Source organism: Aquimarina hainanensis (assembly GCF_042684685.1).
GTDB classification, from domain to species: Bacteria; Bacteroidota; Bacteroidia; order Flavobacteriales; family Flavobacteriaceae; genus Aquimarina; species Aquimarina hainanensis.
On the sequence record NZ_JBHULX010000039.1, the window covers coordinates 269,992 to 289,674 of the forward strand.

15 protein-coding genes and 1 tRNA gene are annotated in these 19,683 nt (G+C 35.5%); 5 read left to right on the forward strand and 11 right to left on the reverse strand.

Annotation, left to right across the window (positions count from 1 at the left end; genetic code table 11):
• Positions 1-90 precede the first annotated feature (90 nt).
• Both ACFSTE_RS17185 and ACFSTE_RS17190 read right to left on the reverse strand, forming a co-directional pair.
• Positions 91-1,539 (reverse strand): GH25 family lysozyme, encoded by a 1,449-nt coding sequence (locus ACFSTE_RS17185; protein WP_378254614.1) that lies wholly within the window; start codon positions 1,537-1,539, stop codon positions 91-93.
• 1,270 nt (positions 1,540-2,809) lie between these two features.
• Positions 2,810-3,337, reverse strand: coding sequence for a hypothetical protein (locus ACFSTE_RS17190; protein WP_378254616.1), 528 nt, complete (start codon positions 3,335-3,337; stop codon positions 2,810-2,812).
• 370 nt (positions 3,338-3,707) lie between these two features.
• Here ACFSTE_RS17190 and ACFSTE_RS17195 point away from each other — a divergent pair, with 370 nt between their 5' ends.
• From ACFSTE_RS17195 to ACFSTE_RS17205, 3 genes are all read left to right on the forward strand, one after another.
• Positions 3,708-4,925 (forward strand): DUF418 domain-containing protein, encoded by a 1,218-nt coding sequence (locus ACFSTE_RS17195; protein WP_378254618.1) that lies wholly within the window; start codon positions 3,708-3,710, stop codon positions 4,923-4,925.
• Between the two features lie 242 nt (positions 4,926-5,167).
• Positions 5,168-5,746 (forward strand): Crp/Fnr family transcriptional regulator, encoded by a 579-nt coding sequence (locus tag ACFSTE_RS17200; RefSeq protein WP_378254620.1) that lies wholly within the window; start codon positions 5,168-5,170, stop codon positions 5,744-5,746.
• Positions 5,747-5,824: 78 nt separating this feature from the next.
• Positions 5,825-6,427: a hypothetical protein gene (locus ACFSTE_RS17205; RefSeq protein ID WP_176030428.1), complete on the forward strand. Its 603-nt coding sequence runs from the start codon at positions 5,825-5,827 to the stop codon at positions 6,425-6,427.
• Positions 6,428-6,600: 173 nt separating this feature from the next.
• Here the strand turns inward: ACFSTE_RS17205 and ACFSTE_RS17210 are convergent, their stop codons facing one another.
• From ACFSTE_RS17210 to ACFSTE_RS17240, 7 genes are all read right to left on the reverse strand, one after another.
• The gene (locus ACFSTE_RS17210) at positions 6,601-7,881 is read right to left on the reverse strand and encodes a hypothetical protein (protein ID WP_378254622.1); all 1,281 of its coding nucleotides are present in this window, start codon (positions 7,879-7,881) and stop codon (positions 6,601-6,603) included.
• Positions 7,882-7,991: 110 nt separating this feature from the next.
• A complete protein-coding gene (locus ACFSTE_RS17215) occupies positions 7,992-8,702 on the reverse strand; it encodes a hypothetical protein (RefSeq protein WP_176030426.1) in 711 nt (236 codons plus the stop codon).
• A gap of 3 nt (positions 8,703-8,705) precedes the next feature.
• A complete protein-coding gene (locus ACFSTE_RS17220; protein ID WP_378254624.1) occupies positions 8,706-9,314 on the reverse strand; it encodes a hypothetical protein in 609 nt (202 codons plus the stop codon).
• 16 nt (positions 9,315-9,330) lie between these two features.
• A complete protein-coding gene (locus ACFSTE_RS17225; RefSeq protein WP_378254626.1) occupies positions 9,331-10,365 on the reverse strand; it encodes a hypothetical protein in 1,035 nt (344 codons plus the stop codon).
• A 48-nt stretch (positions 10,366-10,413) separates the two neighbouring features.
• The gene (locus ACFSTE_RS17230) at positions 10,414-11,331 is read right to left on the reverse strand and encodes a hypothetical protein (RefSeq protein WP_378254628.1); all 918 of its coding nucleotides are present in this window, start codon (positions 11,329-11,331) and stop codon (positions 10,414-10,416) included.
• Positions 11,332-11,470: 139 nt separating this feature from the next.
• Positions 11,471-12,493, reverse strand: coding sequence for a kelch repeat-containing protein (locus tag ACFSTE_RS17235; protein ID WP_378254630.1), 1,023 nt, complete (start codon positions 12,491-12,493; stop codon positions 11,471-11,473).
• Positions 12,494-12,860: 367 nt separating this feature from the next.
• Positions 12,861-15,908: a hybrid sensor histidine kinase/response regulator transcription factor gene (locus tag ACFSTE_RS17240; RefSeq protein WP_378254632.1), complete on the reverse strand. Its 3,048-nt coding sequence runs from the start codon at positions 15,906-15,908 to the stop codon at positions 12,861-12,863.
• Between the two features lie 330 nt (positions 15,909-16,238).
• Here ACFSTE_RS17240 and ACFSTE_RS17245 point away from each other — a divergent pair, with 330 nt between their 5' ends.
• Entirely contained in the window at positions 16,239-17,789 is a 1,551-nt protein-coding gene (locus ACFSTE_RS17245) for a hypothetical protein (RefSeq protein WP_378298305.1), read from the forward strand.
• A 76-nt stretch (positions 17,790-17,865) separates the two neighbouring features.
• Here the strand turns inward: ACFSTE_RS17245 and ACFSTE_RS17250 are convergent, their stop codons facing one another.
• Both ACFSTE_RS17250 and ACFSTE_RS17255 read right to left on the reverse strand, forming a co-directional pair.
• A complete protein-coding gene (locus tag ACFSTE_RS17250) occupies positions 17,866-18,801 on the reverse strand; it encodes a hypothetical protein (RefSeq protein WP_176030419.1) in 936 nt (311 codons plus the stop codon).
• A 249-nt stretch (positions 18,802-19,050) separates the two neighbouring features.
• Positions 19,051-19,124, reverse strand: a tRNA-Met gene (locus tag ACFSTE_RS17255).
• 151 nt (positions 19,125-19,275) lie between these two features.
• Here ACFSTE_RS17255 and ACFSTE_RS17260 point away from each other — a divergent pair.
• On the forward strand, positions 19,276-19,668 hold the full coding sequence (locus ACFSTE_RS17260) for an START-like domain-containing protein (RefSeq protein ID WP_176030418.1): 393 nt from the start codon (positions 19,276-19,278) through the stop codon (positions 19,666-19,668).
• Positions 19,669-19,683 lie beyond the last annotated feature (15 nt).

Sequence of the window (19,683 nt, forward strand, 5' to 3'; positions counted from 1 at the left end):
CCTAAAAGAGCATTTTTGTAAAACCGCAACATAGTGGTTATCTGTTCAGTAATAAGAAGTAACACCATTATCATTTCTACAGACAGAGATTTAGTATGAATAGGATAGTTTTCTCATATTCTCAGTACTAATGTCCAGTTCTTTACTTGTTCCTTTTGGTTTTCGATAATCACTTCTTTGCCAAACTACATAGCCTTTTTTCTTCCATGCCTCAGGGAGTTGAGGAGTCGTTGTTTGGGTCGTGTCAATAAGCCATAAGGGATAATTGCCAAAAGGAGCATTCGCATCCGATAGGTAGGTGTTGGCAGTACCTGTATCTGTATAAACGATAGGGGTTTTCTTTGTTTTTTGCTTAAGTTGTTTCAGAAAATGAATAAATTCTTTTTGGAATTCCGGTACTGTTTTTTTCAATTTTTTAGAAAAACTCTTTTGAGAAAGATATACGATAGGAGGTAATTCCAGAGAATCAATCCTTTGCAAAGCCTTATAATAATTAGTTGCTTGTCTTGCCGGGGTTTTGTTAGCAAGATACATATGGTAGGCACCTTTTAACCAGTTATGCTCCGCCGCAAAAGCGTACTGTTTTTTTAAGCGGGCATTTTTATACCAGGTACCTCTCGAAGCCTGAAAAATAGCAAAAGACATCGCCTCGTTTTTAGCCAGTTGCTTTAAGGATTTAGACGGGTATAAAGAGAGGTTTGCTCCGTAATACTCGTCAGAAGCAGGGGAGGTAGGTTGTTTATCTGTTACCAGGCGTTTTTTTCTTCCGGATTGTTGCTGCACGTTTAGTTCTGTTGTCATTACTTCTTTTTCTACAGTATCAGATGTTTTTGGTGTAGTGGATTCGTGTGATGTAGGGCGGTAATAGGTGTATCCCAAAAATACGACAGTACCTATGAGGAGGAGCATCATTATATGGATGATGAGGTTTAGTTTGCTAAAAAATGAAAGAGATGCAAGGGAAGGAGTATGGTTGGGTATGGGGGGAGCTTCTTTTGTATCAGCAGAAGGGGGAATCAACTGTTTGATCGCTGGGGATATGCATAAGGTTCCGGTGAACAATTGACTCATCCGGTAAAAAGCATTTGTAGTAAAAATAACCCCTTTGTAGATCACTTTGCCATCCTTATCCCGGATGATTTCTGATTGAGAGGTGTTGTCCCCCCGGGCGTTGAGAATTATTTTCCCATCTACTGTTTTAGGGGCGATAAACTGATCATTGAGGAATATCATCGTTCGTTCCTTCAAGATATTTTTGCTGTGTAAGGTGATATAAGATGCTGTTTCCAGGAATTGCAATAATTCGATAAGGGCTACTAATTGTTGAATCTCCTGATGTTTTTTGAGAGGATTCGAAAATGTCAATACAGGCATGTAATAAATGGCTTGTTTTGCCTGTAGTTGTAAGATCATGGAGCGCCCAGCTGCTGCTTTAAAAAAGACCTCTTCCAGAAAATCAATCATCTGGATTTCTGTATCCTCACTACGCTGTGCCAGACGTTCCAGTAGTTGCTTTTGTACTTCATTAAATTGTTTCATGATGTGTGTTATTATATAACCGAAAGCTATCAGAAAATGGGTAGCTTATAAGGAAGAGATGGTATAAAGTGTTGATTTTTGGTTGTAAACTGCACATGGGATGATATAGAAACCGGAACCGTGGATAAGCAAACTTCCTTAGGTAAGGGAATCATATTATTAAGCAGCTAAATTCCTGTTTCTACAGTTGTAGATACCAAACAAGGGGGAGGCTCCCTTTGAGGATGGGGACAAGCCCATCAGGAAGTATTTCGAAGCGTTAATTTACTATTTCGAAGGCTTCCGAAACGGGTTCTGAGCCTTTCTATTAATAGCTGTTTGCCCAAAATAATAGAAAAAAGGGCTTGGCTTATGGGGAGGTTGCCCAAAAAATAGGATAGATGAGTGCTACAGTAATGTCTCGATTGATTAAAAGCATTCTTCGAAGCAGTTTGAGAATACCTGGAACGCGTCTTATAGGGGATATCAGTAAGTGTATGTATCCATAGTGTACTTATAAGATACGCTAAGGGGATATTCTACGGGGGAATCCTTATAAGAGGATGCTACTGCTAGGCGTGCCTTGAAATTAAAATTTGTTTCTAACGAATAGCTCGTGGAATTGTCTCGAGGTAGTTTACCCGAGCAATTTCAAAGCAAAATAATATAAGACAAAAAAAGCGATATCCTTTGGATATCGCTTTTTGCCCATTACCCGGTAATCGAGATATAACTGCTAGAAGGTACCCCTACGAATAAAGAGGTACTTCTGATACAGTTTTATCTGTTTACACCGAGTTTATTTAACGAATACCATTTATACTTTAAAGCTACTGGAATAAAATGTTCTTTTTTCATCTTAGTTTCAGAATAGAAATAAACCGTAACGCTCTATGCTTGATTTTTTTCTTTACTGAAACAAAAAAATAATAATTTTCTTTATCAGTACTTTCAAAATACAAATGGTACAACTAAAATTAGTATATCACGATGTATCTTACGGAACTTGTTTCAACAAATTCATTATACATATTGATATGAACCCGCTACAGTGCGTGGATATTCTCCTCGTCTGTCTGACGAGGAGAATCATACGATTCGTACCTTACATTTACCGGAATGAAATGTTCTTTTTCGTTTCAGTGTTATAAAAACAGTGTAGCGCTGCTATGCTTGATATATTGGCATCGCCAAAAGATATATTACCACAAGGTTTGTCCCGGGGTAGTATACTGAAAAAAACATATTTTTTTTGCCGGTATATGTAAAATACAAATGGTACAAGAGTTTTCTACTTGTTATAGGTTGCCAGTCCTTTCCAGCGGTCACTATAACACCAGGCGAGAATTACAATCGCCTTAGAGGCACCGAAATACTTTTTCCAGGTATTTGGAGGGGTATCCTGATTGACATTGACCGCTTTTACGGTTTGTAGTTCAAGGGTTTTATCCTCTGCAAAAAACACTTTTTCTCCTACAAGGTCTCCCTGGGTATTCCCGTGTGTCCCGGAAAGGATGTAGATGATTACTTTATTCATTTCTGCAGTACCCAGATCTTTTCTGATCTTGGTAACCAGCGCGCTAACTTCAGATGCATTAGTTACCTTGTCAGAAGCATAAACAGGTCGTTCGCGACCTGATGCTGCGATATTTCTATATCCCATGTTTATAAAGATTATGATTCTTACTCTATTTAATAAAGGCTTTTCAGATTCCGCCCGGGGAATCAATACGAGAAGGAGGTAGCTACTTTTTCGAATCTCCTGCTCTTTGATTCGTTGGTATGAAATCACAGGAAATAGTAGCTTCCTGATATTCATATTGAGGGTTCAAAAATGCCTGATTAGAAAGAGAAAAATCGAGAGGAATGGTATAGAACCACAGTTTTTGGCTATAAACTTCGTGTTTTTAGGGATGGAAATTAGAAAATATTTAAAATTTAGAAAGAAGATAAAAATGATGTAAAGTACAGAAAAAGACTTTTCAGTATGATATTTTTTTGGTTTTGACAAGGGTGTTAATAAACAAAATATTAACGAATTTAATGCGGTAGCCTATGGAAATAGACCTACTTTAGGAGAGCGTGTTCATTTAGCTATTGACGACATTATCTCAGGGCAATATAGGGAAAAGTGAAGCGTATTTTAGGGAGGATTCCCTGTGTATGATATTTTTTTATTATTGAATTTTATGGCTGTTGTAACACCGACCCATTCATCAGAGCGATTACAGCTTCTGGACGCATTAAGAGGATTTGCTCTTTTTGGAATATTATTAGCCAATCTGTGTAGTTTTATGGGGCTTTATACTTATACCCCCGAAGAGGTAGTGGAATTACCGGTACCCGACAGAATTGTTTTGTTTTTTATCGATTGGTTTGTGGAGGGGAAGTTCTATGGGATATTTTCTATACTTTTTGGCGTAGGTTTTGCCCTTCAGGCATCGCGTTTTCATAGTGCTTCCGGGAATTTTAAGGCATTCTGGTGGAGACGTATGGGGATTCTTTTTGGAATTGGACTGTTGCATATGTATCTGGTATGGCACGGAGATATTCTGATGCTCTACAGTATACTGGGAGCCTTCTTACCGTTATTTATGAAATGTTCCCGTGCTACTTTGCTGCGATGGATTGTAGTTTTATTAGCCCTTCCGTTACTGATTCACGGTCTTTTGTATATGACACAGGAAGCAACTTTTTGGGGAGTACTGCGGCAGTTTTCGGGAGTGCTGAAAACCCGGTGGGGGTTCGGGGAATATTCGGTATTAGAGATGCGTACAGCGGATAACGCACGAACAGTGTTTTCTGTCAATGTTCTAAAAGCCATTCCAAGACCGATGAGTTACTTAATGTCCGGGCGGTATTTTCAGGTTTTAGGCTTATTCTTGATCGGGATCGTACTCGCACGAGATTGGTTACCAAAAATACAAAATAATGAACGATCAGTACCCACTACAGCCATTTGGATTGGAGGAATTGGACTGTTGCTGTCTTTGGTATATGCTATTATCAAAGCCATTATAGGAACGCCTTTTGACTTGAGCATTACAGGGCTCATTCAGGGAGTTATTTATCACAGTGGTTCTACTGCATTGGCACTTGGAATTTCCACATTTTTTATGGTTATATGGAACAGAGGTAGGCTAAGGAGTATTTTTCGTAACCTGGCAATATTGGGGCGCATGGCCCTGACTAATTATATCGTACAGAATGTAACTGCCGTGCTCTTATTTTTTGGGTATGGAGCGGCATTAATGCGAAAAATTCCTTTTGTATATATTCCTTTACTGGCTATTGGAATTGTGTGTATACAATGGGGAATTAGCCGGTACTGGCTTAGCAAATTCAAACAAGGACCACTGGAATATATATGGCGCACATTAACATATCGCGCTAAAACATCTTCATGAGCAGATACGTTTTTTGGATTGTATTTAATTGATTTATTAGAGAATACCTTGAGTAATTTTTTCCCAATTTAAAATGCGTTTCTATCGGAGGTGTTTATTGCGTATATATTGTAACAAATCGTATGAGGTTTTGTCTGTAAGGTAGTGAACTGTTCAGGAAATTTCTTAAAGGATTTTTACTCGATAACCGAGATTGATATGTTCTTTGAGGTGGTTTACTGATAAATTATGCGATATATTATATGATTGAAAAAAAGTTAAAAGAAGCATTTGATCCCTATTATAATGCTCCGCTAGAGGTATGGAGTCACTTTTATACCTTATGTGACGAGGTGAGCTATACAAAGAATGAAAAAATTAAAGAGAGCGGTTTTAGAGCTAAGTATGGATATTTTTTACTGGAAGGAGTGGTGGGGTCTTTTGTCTGGAAGAAAAATAACTATGCGTGTCTGGACTTTTTCTTTGAGGGAGATTTCTTTGCAGATGATTACTCATTAACGACAGGACTCCCTTCTGACCTGGAGCTAATCGCTTTGGAAAATGTAGTAGCTTTGCAAATTTCAAAAAAGAACATCAATATACTCAAAGAAACTCCTATTGGCAAAACATTGTTTTTAGTTGGGGAAGAACAAGACAATGCAAAAAGAGAAAAACAACGGATGGATCTAATGACACAAACAGCAGAAGAACGCTATCTGCATGTATTGCATACCAGAAAAGATATTCTAAAACGAATTCCTCAAAAGCATATCGCCTCATATTTAGGAATTACTAAACAAAGTTTAAGCCGGATTCGACGAAAAATCAGTTGCCCGGATTAGTTACCATAGGATAACTCCCTGCGGAAAAAGAAGCCATAATTTGCGCTCATTATTGTTTAAAATCAATTCGTAATTACCATGAGAGTTATTCTATTTATAATTATTATTTTCACATCTATTGGAGTTAATCGCTGTTGGACTCAACAGAATACATCAGTAAAAAAAACTAAAATCAAACCTTTTGCAGCCTTGGAATTAGGACAGGCAGTGTTCAATGACTTTAAGTCTTATTCCGGGGAGATAGGAGTGAAGTTCCCTAACAGTCATATGATGCGGGTATTATACATGAATACAACTATGTCTGAGGCTCATTTATCTTCGGATTTTGTGATTGTGGTAGACGGGGATCACGTCCAGGGAAAACAAGTTGGTTTTGAGACTTTTTATGACATTCCTGTTTATAAAAAAATGCTGTATGTAAGTCCTTCTTTTGGATGGTATACTAATGAATATGAACATACCATCCTGGCAGAACGCTTTCAAAAAAAATCAGCGACCGTAGGAGTTGCAATTAGTTATAGAGAGGAGGATGTTTTTGGTCTCAAAGGACTTTATTATACAGTATCATTTCCGATGCGAACCCCATTTGAACCTATCAAAAAAACAACATTAGGTGACACGGTTATTAAAAATAATACGTTTGATAATAACCTTTTCTTTTTTGTAGGATTTCAATTTTGAAAGGTTCAGGTCGTATCGTATATAGTTTACTTAACAAAGCTGCTATATGTATATAGCAGCTTCTTTACTAACTGATTGATTGATGCATATTTCTTAGGGGACAAAAAAAGGAATGCAATAGTAACATTTTATCTTGTATAAGAGTTTCTATCTCATTAGCTTACAGGTTGCTTTTATGATCTGTGATACCGTAATTCCATAAAATTATAATAGAGTACACCAAACCTGTCATACCAATCTTCTAATCCGTATTGTCGCTCACAGACATCTAATTCTAACAACGTATTATTAAGCTTGTTTAGCAATTCTATTCGTTTTTTATCATACGATGTATCTAAGGACGCGATACTTTTCATGATTTTTCTTCTTTCTGATTGCCATACAATGCCTACAACTCCATGATAACCGGATGCGTTATCACCAAAAGCAATGGCTGATTTAGTATAGGTGGTAGTACAGTTATAGATAGCTTGTAACTTTTCTAATTTGTACCTGATCTGATTAAATTTTTCGCGCGCATTTCTGAAACAAGGGGCACAACCTTCTTTATCGGCGCAGAAAGAAGGAATTTTAGGGGAGTTCGCTGGAGGAACCGTACTGATACAACTATCTAAGTTTTGATAAGCACCGATAAGGCTTTCCAGGGCAGAAGCCGTTTTGAAAGCCTTATTTATAGAACCTATACGATCTTTTATATATTGATTTCTTTTTTTATTTAATTCGGTTCTTTGTCGCTCTCTTTCTAATTGCTCTTCGGTACGCTGCTGTATATCTTCACCAATCGTTGTTTGACTGGATAGGGAAGGATGAAAACTTACTATCGTGATTAACAGAAGTATTGTTTTATTTTTTTTAGACCACCTTCCGGCTAATAACCCAACTAGTAACACCAGAATTCCTATGATACTATACAACCAGGGAATACCAGATGAAGTACTATCATGCTCTTTTGCCTGGGAAGGGTTCGGGGCTGTATTTTCTTTTATAGCCTTTACAAAGGGGGATGTTAGATGGTTCTGAATAGGAGTGCTTGCATTGATAATAATGCCAAATGGAACAGGATGCTTATCTGTTGTTGTAATTTTTATGCCAATATCGTTAAAACTTCTCACCTTAAAATTAATAACTCCTTCTTCAGAAGATGAAGTGTTTTTTGTAATTATAGCGTCTCGCCAGTTCTCAACAGCTAATGCTGCTTTTAGGTTGGGGTGCCCTTCTTGAGCGTAAATAAAAATATCGACATATTGATACATATCGTGTCCTTTGACATAGTAATACTGTACAGTATCTGTCGGAATAGTGTTGTAATATTCTAAATAACCGGCACCTGGATGTTTAGGGTTCCCCTGTAAGGTTAGCTGTTTAGCTTTGATATCTTTATTTAGGGTATAAGGTTGTGCGTACAGCGTTGTTTTTACACAAAAAAACAAGATAATAACGATTGAGTACTTCATAAACGATTACTTTATTGGCACCGTCAAAGGGGGATCTCTCCAATACGAGCCTTGAAATTGAAAATTTGTTTCTAACGAATGTTTCGGACGTGTCCGAGGTAGTTTACTGATTAAACGAGTTCTATTCCTACAGCGTTAATGATTAAAAATAAATTAGGATCGACACGTTCTCCTTTTATCTTTATGGATATGTTTAAGGGACCGTCCAGTGGAATAGGGGATACCTCAAATACATGATGATTTGTCGGTCCCCATAGTTTTAGGTTATCTTTATTGAAAATTCGTTTTTCAGCATCGTGTACCCATATAGAAGAGATGTAAAATAACGCTTCACTAGAACTACTTTTAATACGTACCTTTTTAAACCTCTGGCGTTTATTATTGAGAATAACCGGAGTTGTAATGGCGTAATGCACCCAAAATTCGCCACTTTTATTTTTATTTTCTGTTCCTCTGTCCCAAATAAAAAAAGCCATTCCTTTTTCTGTTGATAGTGCTGTAGCAGCAGCTTTCCCTTTTAGCGCTATGGAGTTTCCAGGCATAGTACTGCCACTACCAAACGTATGGAACCCTGCTGTGCCAATTTCATGTGCTATATCAAATACTTTGTCAAAAAAGCGTTTTTCACTTTTTCCGTTATGAGGGATTCCTTCTATGCGCCCCTGACTACCATGTATGTGGAGTACCTGGACGATATTAGGAGCGGTCTCTTCTTCTTTTTTATAAGCGAAACTTACACTGGGAAGTAGTGTAAGCCCTGTTATTGCTACTGTCTTGTTACTTAGTTTTTTTAAAAAATTTCGTCTTGTATTTTTCATCATTTTCTAAAATTTTAACCCATTAGACAGATCACTATACCCTACATTAGAAAATTGTAAATCAGTGATATGAAGTATTTCATCATGTTTGTTTTTAATGAGGTGTTTCTGATTGTAATTAATTATAGCATTAGCATTTCCTGATAAGGTATTAGCTCCCGAAGTATCTATAGTTCCTGCCATGCTTTCGTTTGAATCTTTTTTATCAGTACTAAATAATTCATAGGTAGTTCTTTGCATGCCGCCAGCAAGCCCTGTATGTTTATTTTGTTCTACATAAATACTTACACTTATATTTTTTAATTTTTTAGTGATAGCATCGTAATAGAGTTGTACGCTTTCTGTTTTTTTATTGATTTTTTGTTTAAAAGTAACAGTAGCTAATGTCTCATTCGTTCTTTTGTTTTTGGTAATAATCCCGGATGCTTCGGTATAGGACCAGTTTTTACCATTTATTAGACATAAAAGCGTGCCTTGAGAAGTTGTTTTATCCGTGTTTTTAGCAAGACTTTTTTTATTGTTTTTGACTGTTGTTTCCAGTGTGCCCGGAGTTTCTTTTTCATTTTTGCAGGCTATAAAAAAGAATACGAGGATGATATAGATGGATAGTTTCATAATGCTTACTTATTTGTTAAAAAGTGATATCGGTTTTTATAAGTTTGTCATCTTTTCCGGAATGTTGTGTATTTATCCAGAGATTGTTTCCATCAGAAGTCAATCCATAGACACCTCCTGAGTCAGATATCTCGTAGGTTTCTATAGCTTGTAATTGATTTTCGATGCGTTGACATTTATGGATGTAATCCAGTGTACTTATATATAGATGACCGTTGGTGTACTCGATTCCATAGGGACGTTTGTTCAGAACATATTGTTCTTGTCCCAAATCGTTGTGAAAAATTATAGTGTTTGCGGCGGTGCTTGCTATCCAGATGTTATCATTATGATAGGATAGGTAGTTGATAGGCATATCGAGGAGTAAGTCTGCAAAGTTTATTTCGGTACCGTCCGTTTCTGTGGCATATAACAATTGATCATTGGCATTTGAGTGTAGAAATAAATCTCCTCCTAAGTCATATGTTACTGCGCGTGCCTCCCTGTTTATCCGAACTCCTCCATCAGTGCTAAGAGTGACTGTATTAAGAGAGGATAAAAAACCGGAGGAATCATCATAGCCTATTATTAGCCTATTACTATCAAAATTTATAAACTCTATATCTGTAGCATGTGCCCACGGGGTTGCTGTTTCTATTTCTCTGTTTATTGTTTGTATCCAATTGTCATAAATAGAAGCATCGTCATTTCTTGTAAAAGTAGCGGTGGTATTGAGTGTGCTTTCTGAGACAGTTAACGTATTTCCACTAATTGTGTATGTATAGACAGTAGGTCCCTGGGCATTATAGGTAAATGTTGTTTCGGTTATGTTTTCTATTACATTGTGATCAAAACGACTTTTAAACCCTAATTCGTCTTGAAAAAGAAGCTTGATGTTGTTACCATTAAAGATGGCATATTTGGTTTGGTTCCCATTAAAATTACCACTGGTAAGTTTCCAGCTTCCCTTTAATTGTTCTGCATTAGTCGGTTGTACTGTAGTATCGTCATTACTACAGTTAAGCAGCAGTGCTGTAAGTAGTACAAAAGAGATGGCTTTTATTGTATTCATTTCGAGTTATATGTTTTTAATAGTTATTGAATTTTTTGTGAAGCAGGATTATAGGCAACTGGTTTTAAAACTTACTGTAGTATCATATACCCAACCATCTGTGTTAGAAGGAGGGACTTCGAATTCAGCATCGATTTGAATACAGCTTAAATTGGGATTTCCATTAAAAAAGGCATTTGAGAAATTGTGATTATTTCCATTGGCAATATTTAAGTTGCTTAGGCTGTTATTATATGAACAAGTAATTTTTTTTAATAATTTATTGGAACTTACATCTAGTTTCTCCAGTTGATTAGAAGAACAGGCTAGGACAATCAATTCTGTATTGAATTGTACATCGAGCTCCTTGAGATTATTTGTAAAACAAGAAAGAAGTGTTAATGCATTATTGTTACTGATATCTATATTGCTAATATTATTTTTAGCACAGTACAGTTTTTCCAAAGAAGAAAATGCTTCAATGCCAGTAAGGTCAGCAATTGATTTATTCTCAGCATCTAATACTTTGATGTCTTTTACTCTGAAGTAAGAAATTTTTTGATCCAAATCTCCATTATCAATTCCATTATCTATGAGCGATTGTTCAAAATTAGAATCCGGAATGTAAACCATATCAGAAGATGTGATGGAAAAATCGGATGTTGTTTTGTTTCCACTTTCATCTTTTGCTACAATTTTTCCGGTAAGGATAATGCCATATGAACCGGCATCGAAAGAATACGTTAAACTTGTAGTGTTTTCTTCTACGGTTTCGTCATTAACGATAATATCGTATATCACTTTTTCATTTTCAGGGTCAATAGAAGCTTCCCAGCTAAGGGTGATTCCTAATCCTATATCGGCAGCTTTAGGTGTAACATTAAAGTCTTTTGGAGCTAAATTTAATGCTACTGTTGCGTCATCATTTCTACTACAGCTATATATAAATAATACTGTTATTAATGGAATGTATTTTAGTGTTTTCACGATTGATATTTTTTGTTAGATTGTGTATAGTAAACTACTTACTTAATAAAATGTTAATATTCCGGCACTGGTGTCTAAATAGTGTCTCGTAGTTTCCCGGCAATGCTTTGTGGCTGATCCTGAAGAAACCCTGATTATGCTAATCCTCTTTAATACGAATTATTTGCCCTGTTACTGCAGTAGTGCCTCCGGGTACTGTCTCCAGGTATCCCCCAAATAACCATATGGCATCTTTGTAATTTAGTGCAGCATGATGTGATAATCCTAGCGCATCTGCTGTGAATCCGTCATATAAGTTCCAGTTGATCATATCATTGCTATACCATATGTCTGTAAGTGCTATAGAGGTGGTGTTTTGCCCTCCGATAAGCCAGACTTTATTATTGTATACGGTTGCTGTATGGTTCCACCTTCCTGAAAAGACAGAGGAGCTTGTATTGACTTCACTCCAGGAGATTCCATCAGTACTTTCATAGATACTATTATAGAAGGTAGGTCCTGTAGTAACACCTCCAATAGCATATAATTTGTTATGGAATAATACGATATCACAATCCTCTCTATAGGGAAATGCGTTAAGGGTAACAGTACTCCAATTAGCACCATTTGGGGAATTAAAAACAGCTACGACATCAGTACCGTCATGATGTAAGGTGGTTACTATGTATAACATATCGTTAAAGACAAATGATCGATGCTTATATCCTATCGTAAACTCTGTACTGGAACCTGCCGTATCTACTTCACTCCAGGTAATCCCGTCAGAAGTTTTTAAAATTGTATTATATAGCGCTCCACTTTCATTCGATCCTCCTATTAAAAACAGCTCATTATTAAAAACAGTAAGGGTTGATTTTCTACGTTTAAAAGCATCATTACTAATGACAGAAGACCAGGTTACTCCGTCGTTACTGTTCCAGATCATTGGTGTCAAATGACCAGCCGCATAGGAGGATACTCCGCCAACAGACCATACTTTATCGTCGAATATTACCATCGTGTTTTCGGCAAAATCTCCTATCTGATCTTGCTGCGTTTCTTTTGTGATTGTCAATGAAATATCGACTGTCTTATTAGTTTTATCACGGTCGTCATCATTCGTACACGCAATAAAAAAATGAATTGTCAGTGCCAGTATGAATAGTGGTTTGATTGTGTGCATCTCCTTAAAATTTAATTATTCCCCTTATGTTTTATGAACACTCTTAGAATTACTTCTTAATGAATGTCGTTTTTTTTATCACTTTGTTTTTATGGACGATTTTTAGAACGTATTTACCAGCCTTCAAATAGTTTATATTGAGATAAATTTTTGTCGAGGGGATTCTATCTAATTTTCCTTCATATGTATCTATACTCATTTGTTGATTTTAAGTGTAAATGATTTTTGAACTAAAAAATCTAGGGTAAAAGTAAATTGCAGGAAATGAAATACTTATGATCAATGTAACATTGATTATAAAAATTGTAACATACATATAGAAAGGCGGTAACAGGAGACAGCTACAAGAAAAATTGAATATAAAAGATCAACCAGTGCGGTGTTTTTTCTGGTATTCAGAAGGGGTACAATGGTACATTTTTTTAAAGCATTTACTAAAATATGCATGATCATTAAAACCGACACTATATCCAACTTGCGAAATGTTAATATCGGATTTTTTGAGTAATTCTGATGCCAATTTTAAGCGTTGTGAACGAATGAACTCTGAAGCAGATAATCCTGTCAAAGCTTTTAGCTTTCTGTGTAATTGCATTCTGCTCATTCCTAATAATTGGCAAAGGTCTTCTATAGTGAAAGAAGATTTTTCTAGCTGATCGTCTAAAATACGTTGAAGGTTATCTAAAAATTGTTCATCTACAGAGGTTATAGCAATGCCTTTGGGCTGTAAAACTACTTCTTGACGATAACGGACTTGAAGTTTTCTTCGAATTTCTATCAGTTTTTCGACTTTTACGATCAAAAGTTCTTTTCTAAAAGGTTTATTGATATAATCGTCTGCTCCTGTTTTTACCCCTTCTAGTTTATTTTTTTCGCCGACTTTGGCAGTAAGTAAAATAATAGGGATATGGCTGGTGCGTTCATCATTTTTTAACGCATTACATAATGCAATTCCATCTTTTACAGGCATCATTACATCACTAATAATAATATCGGGAATATGTTCAATCGCAAAATCAATTCCTTCTTGACCATTTTTGGCTTTTAATACATGATAGTGTTCTGTAAAGAAAGTACTTATGTAACTTCGTATGTCTTTATTGTCATCAACAATCAAAAGGATAGGTTTGTTATAGGTCATGACTGGGGTTTCCTCTTCATTTTCTACATAAACAGAGGAAGAAAGTGGTGGGGCTTTTGAGATGCTGGGCAGAGAAGGATGTATTTCTTCTCTGGAAAAACTATGTTTAGAAATAGGTATGATTACTAAAAATCTGGTCCATGCATTTGGGATGCTTTCTAAGGTAATTGTACCATTATGAAGCGTTATAAGCTCTTTAATTAATGCTAAACCAATACCAATACCTTCTTTATGTGGGTTGGTTTGATAAAAGCGGTCAAATATTTTTGATTGTTCTTTTTTTGAAATACCCTTCCCTGTATTTTTTACTGAAAAATACAATTCTCCTGATTTTATATGTACATTACAAATGACAGAACCGCTTTCGGGAGTATATTTTATAGCATTAGAGAGCAAATTAGCAACCACCTTCTCGATAATATCAGCATCAAACCAGGTTTCTTGATCTGTTGGGTGTATGTATATCAGGTAATTAAGATCCTTCTGTTGTGCTAAATAGTGAAAACTATCTGCAATACTACCAATAAATGGAATAATATTTTGCTGTGTTACTGAGAGTTGAGTTGCTCCTGTTTCTGCTTTGGAAATGGTCAATAGCTGGTCGACCAGAGATAATAACCGATTCGTATTCCTTTGGATCATTTCAAAATTTCTTCGCGCATCATCAGTCAGATCTTCACGTTGTATTTCATTCTCGATTGGTCCGGAAATAAGTGTAAGGGGTGTTCTGAATTCATGAGAAATATTAGTGATTAAATCTGTTTTTATACGATCAATTTCCCGAAGTTTTTTGGTGGTTTTTCTCAATACGCTATACCTTCCCAGCAAGTAAATGATGGAAAATATAAACAATATACAGACTGTGATAAATACGGATGTTTTATAGAATGGCTGGTGTATTGTAAAAGAGAGTTTTCTATTCGCTAAAACGTTTCCTTTTTTATCAGTTGCCCGGATCAATACTTCATTCTTTCCTGTGCTTAGGTCGTTTAATAGCAATGTGTTGTTAGTGTTTATCTCTTCCCATTTTTTTGAATTTAATTGGTATTGATAAACAATAGAGTCTATAGCGCTGCTTTTAGATAATGAAAATTTGAGTAACACATTTCGTTCATTCTCGCTAAGTTTTATGTGGGGATAATTATCAATGGATGGACGACTTTTTAATTCATTATTGGCGATGAAATCGGTAACATCAATAATCTGTTTATGTGATTGTTTTCTCTTGGTAATCGGTTTTATTGATTTAAAGATTCTACCTCGTTTTGAAGCCCAGACATACCCACTTCTGTCCGGATCTAAAAAAACGCCATCTTTCATAGGTTGTGGTGTTTTTAACCACTGATACTGATGAGTGTATTTATTATATAAACCATTACCTAATTCAACTGCATTAATAAGAAAAATGCTATCAGTAATTGATACCATGGATCGAATGACATTAGGAGCTCTTCGGTATGCCTTATTTTTTTGTGTTAGGTGAGTGGAGAATTGTTTGGCAATGGTATCAAATCTGACAACACCTAACCCATGAGTGGGAAATATAAAACCGTTATCATCTGGAATAATTCGATGAAAATTATGAGGATAACGATATGGAGCATCTTTTATCTCGAAGTGAGTAATTGCATCCGTTTTGGTATTAATTTTATAAAACCCATCCGGCATTGCTGTCCAAATAGTATTTTTTTCTTTTTCGATATAAAAAGATTCTACAGCATGGGCACTATTCCGGTGTCTAATATCTGCTCCATTGGTGAGATACTTTTTTATGATTTGATTATTGTGTTTATTAACGAGGTATAATCCGTTAGAAGTACCTACATATAATATAGTATCGATGAGCTGTAATTTTAAAATATAATTTCTCCAATTGGGAGGGTGAAGCGGGGTGTCTAAAACTATTTTATGTGCTGTTTTTTTTTGCAGGTTTATCTTGTACAGACCTTTGCGTTCTCCATACCAAATTATTCCATTTTGTTCAATAAAAAAAGTAACCCCTGCCTGTTCTCCAACATCCAGATTGTAAAATGTCGATAAATAATTATTGATATTTATAGCAGAAAATCCATTGAATCGATATAGTCCGTCATCAATGATACACCATAGAATACCGTTTTTATCTTCATAAAACTGTTCAATGTTTTCCCAGGCTTGTAGTCCGTTATCTTCAGCAATTATGACTTCTTCAAATAAAAAAGTATCTGATTGTTGAGAAAAATTTTCCAAAGAAAAAGTAAGAAAAATCAACAATAGGAACCCACTGTTTTTCATTTAGTATAGAATTTGAGTACAATTATATACGCTCACGGACATAATAGCTATAACCATTGTAACAAAGGTTCGTACAATACTTATAATTGTTATAAAGATACTAAAATATAAGAGTTTTTTTATCTACACGCACGCTGAGTAATGTACATTCAGAAAGCTTATTAGGTAATTGTAACTTTAATACGACCGTTGATAAAACTTCTTTGTTAATTGGTTGATTAATGTATCTTTAGCTCGTTAAAAAAGGAATGCTATAGTAACATTTTGTTTTGTTGTGACAATTATACTATAGATTGTAATTAAAAAAATATGTTGGAAAAAAAAATACATTTGTGGGGCCTGTTGATAGGGTTGCTGGTAGTGGTTTCGTGTAGTGATGATAATTCAGTAGAAGATCAGGAGGTTTCGATTACAGTAACGACAGAGGACATGTCTTTTTCGATTAAAGAGAATCCGGAGGAAGGAGCATTGATCGGAATGGTTACAGGAAGTACAAATCAGGGAAAAGTAAAATTCTCGATCATTTCTCAAAGCATAACAGATGCTTTTACAATTGAAGAAAGTACCGGAAAGATATATGTAAAAAACAAAACCATATATGATTATGAGGTGACTACTACGATTACAGGAGTTGTAAAAGTAGCTAACGGAACAGCACAAAAGGAAAGTAAGATCAATATACAGATCAAGGATGAAGAAGAGGTGTTCTCAGGAGAAGTAAATCTGAAGACTCAGGAAGAAGTAGATGCATTTGCAGCGAATAAATACAATACGATTGCCGGAAATTTACATATCGGATATACAGAGGAAGGGGATAAGATTACGGATATAGCTGCTTTATCAAGTTTGAAAACAATCACCGGGAATTTGCAGGTAGTAAAAAATGATGCCTTAAAGACGCTGGAAGGGCTACAGAATGTCACTACAGTAAAGGTTTGTGTAGTATATGATAATGCGATGCTGGAAGATATTTCTGCCCTGGCGAATCTCAACTCAATAGAATCGATACGAGTGTCTTCCAATCCGCTGCTTACCAATGTTAATTGTTTCTCCAAGATTACTTCTTTGCGAGGGTTTATAGAAATAGGTAGTAATAGCGCATTGATAGATCTGCAGGGATTGCATAATATTACCACAACAGGGCGCAGTGTTCAGGTTTTTGGGAACCCCCAGTTAAAAAACTTAAAAGGGTTAGAAGGCTTAAAAGAAATTGATCGCCTTCTGGTTAATAGTAACCAATCAATGATGAGCTTAGAAGGGATTGAGAATTTAGAAACCATAGAAGAGGGAATACAGATATGGAGTAACGAAAACCTTCTAGAAATAGATGCATTAAATAAAATTACTTCCCTGACGTATGTTGATATTAATGAGAATCCCGCGTTGAACTCCCTGAATGGATTGCGCAATGTAACTACTTTATCAGCTTTCTCGAAAGAGTCAACTGTGGTCAATATTCGTAAGAACCCGTCATTACCTAATTTAGAAGGCTTACATAATGTTACACAAATTAATGGGAAAGTAGTTATAGAACAGAATGAAAAATTAGAAAAGATAGATGGGTTTGGGAAGGTTATCTCTGTATCAGGACTGGAAATAGGAGAGAATCCAGCACTATACTCTTTATCAGGTTTATCAAAGCTGGAAGAAGTAACGGAAACACTGATTATCGATAGAAATACTTCCTTACAATCATTAGATGGGCTCAATCGGTTAACCACTGTAGGGAAGGCTGTATATATACAATATAATGATCAATTGAGTGATTTTTGTGGTGTAACGACCTTAGCAGCAAATAACTTCCCTTCGGATCATATTATAACTGCGAATCAGTTTGATCCGTCTTTAGATGATTTAAAGAATGGAAATTGTAGTATGTAATCGGCTACTAATAAAATACGCCCCTATATTTCATAGGGATTATAAACTATGAAATATAGGTGTGTTAGTACCGCGATTATTGCTTTTTCTTTTGAAAAGCTTTATACTCCTGTATAAGTGCTTTTAGTTTTATTCTGGCAATAAAACGAGTAGGAATCCCCAGATTTTTGACAATGTGAAATGGATTTTGTCTACGAACATAAGCTACTTGTATAATCGCTTCTAGTAAGACCTTAGCATCTACATAGCCAACCTTATTATATTGATCTGCGGTCTTTACATAATCATACCCATCCAACATGATAAAACCAAATCCTACATAAACAGCACAGATTTCTGTAAGAAATTCATTTTCGTTGGTATTTGCCATTCTGATATTGTGATGTTCTAAGTAGTAATGAGTAATTTCATGCGCCAGGATGGCGTATTTTTGGTGGATATTATGCTTTGATTGGTCTCCATTGATAAAAATACAATTCATCCCATTGATATGCTCAAATTTTCCGGCATCAACAGTATTAATTGTCATTACCTTGATGGGTTTATCTAGTAATAAATGTACACACATCTTATCTGCGATAAGCTGTAACTGCTGATTTAATGTAGTGTTAGGTGGTATTCCTTCTAATAGTTTATCAAGGGGAATCTGATAATTGTATTGTGTAGCCTTGGGAAGACTTTCTTTGAGATGCTGTACAAAAAGAAGAATCTTATCTTTTTGAACATTACTAAAATAATCGGTGCCTGACTTAGTGCTAAACAGGTATTTTCTAAAAAAAATGACAGGACTGATAATGAGATAAGCGATTAATGCGATGACGAGTCCTATAATGGTACTGTAGATAGACCTGGCATGTACATTGGCTTTTTTGACATCACTCCAGTAATGTGCTACCGAATTAATTTTAAAACAAAAAGAAATAATAGAGAAAAGATTCGCACTGGTCACAAATAAATTATAAAGAATGATGATTACAAATGCGACAATAGAGATGATGTAGATTACTTCCATATAGTATTAAAGTTAGTGAAATAGTACAGTATACAATGTATCAAAAGGTACAAATGTTACTATATCCGAATACTTGACATGATCTAAACCTACATAAAATAGATGACAAAAGGATGTAAAAAGCAATTATTGATAATGATTTAGTAAGGTGGAATATTGTTTAAATACTTGTTGTGTAAGATGTTATCAGAGGAGGAGGAAGGTTATGTATAGATATAAAAAAACCTCTTGATTTCAAGAGGTTTTTAGTAGCGAGAACGGGAGTTGAACCCGTGACCTCCGGGTTATGAATCCGACGCTCTAACCAACTGAGCTATCTCGCCATTTCCGTTTGTTTGCCGTTGTTTCGGTAACGCGGGTGCAAATATAAAAACAAAAAACAATCGTGCAAATAATAATTGAAAAATTATTTTGTTTTAAATACTTTTAAAGTCGGTAATTAATGTATATATTGGCATTCTAACAAATTATAATATGGCTGAAAAGATTAAATATGAGCTTGAATTTGTGGTGCATTCTTCGCCGCAATTATTATTTCAATATATTTCTACACCATCCGGGCTTTCGGAATGGTTTGCAGATAATGTAAATTCTCGTGGAGAGCTATTTACTTTTATATGGGATGATTCTGAAGAAGCAGCTAAATTATTGAGTAAGAAAGCAGGAGAGAAGGTGAAATTTAAGTGGGTTGAGGATGAAGAAGAAGGAAATGATTATTTTTTCGAAATGAGGATTCAGGTTGATGAAATTACAAAAGATGTTTCTCTGATGATTACTGATCATACCGAAGAGGATGAAATGGAAGAAAATAAAATGCTATGGGAAAACATGATTAGTAACTTAAAACATGTTTTAGGTTCAGCCTAATTTCTATGCTATAAA

Excerpts from the sequence above, each read along its gene's own strand:
- ACFSTE_RS17185 (WP_378254614.1), bottom strand. The coding sequence starts at position 1,539 with ATGAAACAATTTAATGAAGTACAAAAGCAACTACTGGAACGTCTGGCA.
- ACFSTE_RS17190 (WP_378254616.1), bottom strand. The coding sequence starts at position 3,337 with ATGAATATCAGGAAGCTACTATTTCCTGTGATTTCATACCAACGAATC.
- ACFSTE_RS17195 (WP_378254618.1), top strand. The coding sequence starts at position 3,708 with ATGGCTGTTGTAACACCGACCCATTCATCAGAGCGATTACAGCTTCTG.
- ACFSTE_RS17200 (WP_378254620.1), top strand. The coding sequence starts at position 5,168 with ATGATTGAAAAAAAGTTAAAAGAAGCATTTGATCCCTATTATAATGCT.
- ACFSTE_RS17205 (WP_176030428.1), top strand. The coding sequence starts at position 5,825 with ATGAGAGTTATTCTATTTATAATTATTATTTTCACATCTATTGGAGTT.
- ACFSTE_RS17210 (WP_378254622.1), bottom strand. The coding sequence starts at position 7,881 with ATGAAGTACTCAATCGTTATTATCTTGTTTTTTTGTGTAAAAACAACG.
- ACFSTE_RS17215 (WP_176030426.1), bottom strand. The coding sequence starts at position 8,702 with ATGATGAAAAATACAAGACGAAATTTTTTAAAAAAACTAAGTAACAAG.
- ACFSTE_RS17220 (WP_378254624.1), bottom strand. The coding sequence starts at position 9,314 with ATGAAACTATCCATCTATATCATCCTCGTATTCTTTTTTATAGCCTGC.
- ACFSTE_RS17225 (WP_378254626.1), bottom strand. The coding sequence starts at position 10,365 with ATGAATACAATAAAAGCCATCTCTTTTGTACTACTTACAGCACTGCTG.
- ACFSTE_RS17235 (WP_378254630.1), bottom strand. The coding sequence starts at position 12,493 with ATGCACACAATCAAACCACTATTCATACTGGCACTGACAATTCATTTT.
- ACFSTE_RS17240 (WP_378254632.1), bottom strand. The coding sequence starts at position 15,908 with ATGAAAAACAGTGGGTTCCTATTGTTGATTTTTCTTACTTTTTCTTTG.
- ACFSTE_RS17250 (WP_176030419.1), bottom strand. The coding sequence starts at position 18,801 with ATGGAAGTAATCTACATCATCTCTATTGTCGCATTTGTAATCATCATT.
- ACFSTE_RS17260 (WP_176030418.1), top strand. The coding sequence starts at position 19,276 with ATGGCTGAAAAGATTAAATATGAGCTTGAATTTGTGGTGCATTCTTCG.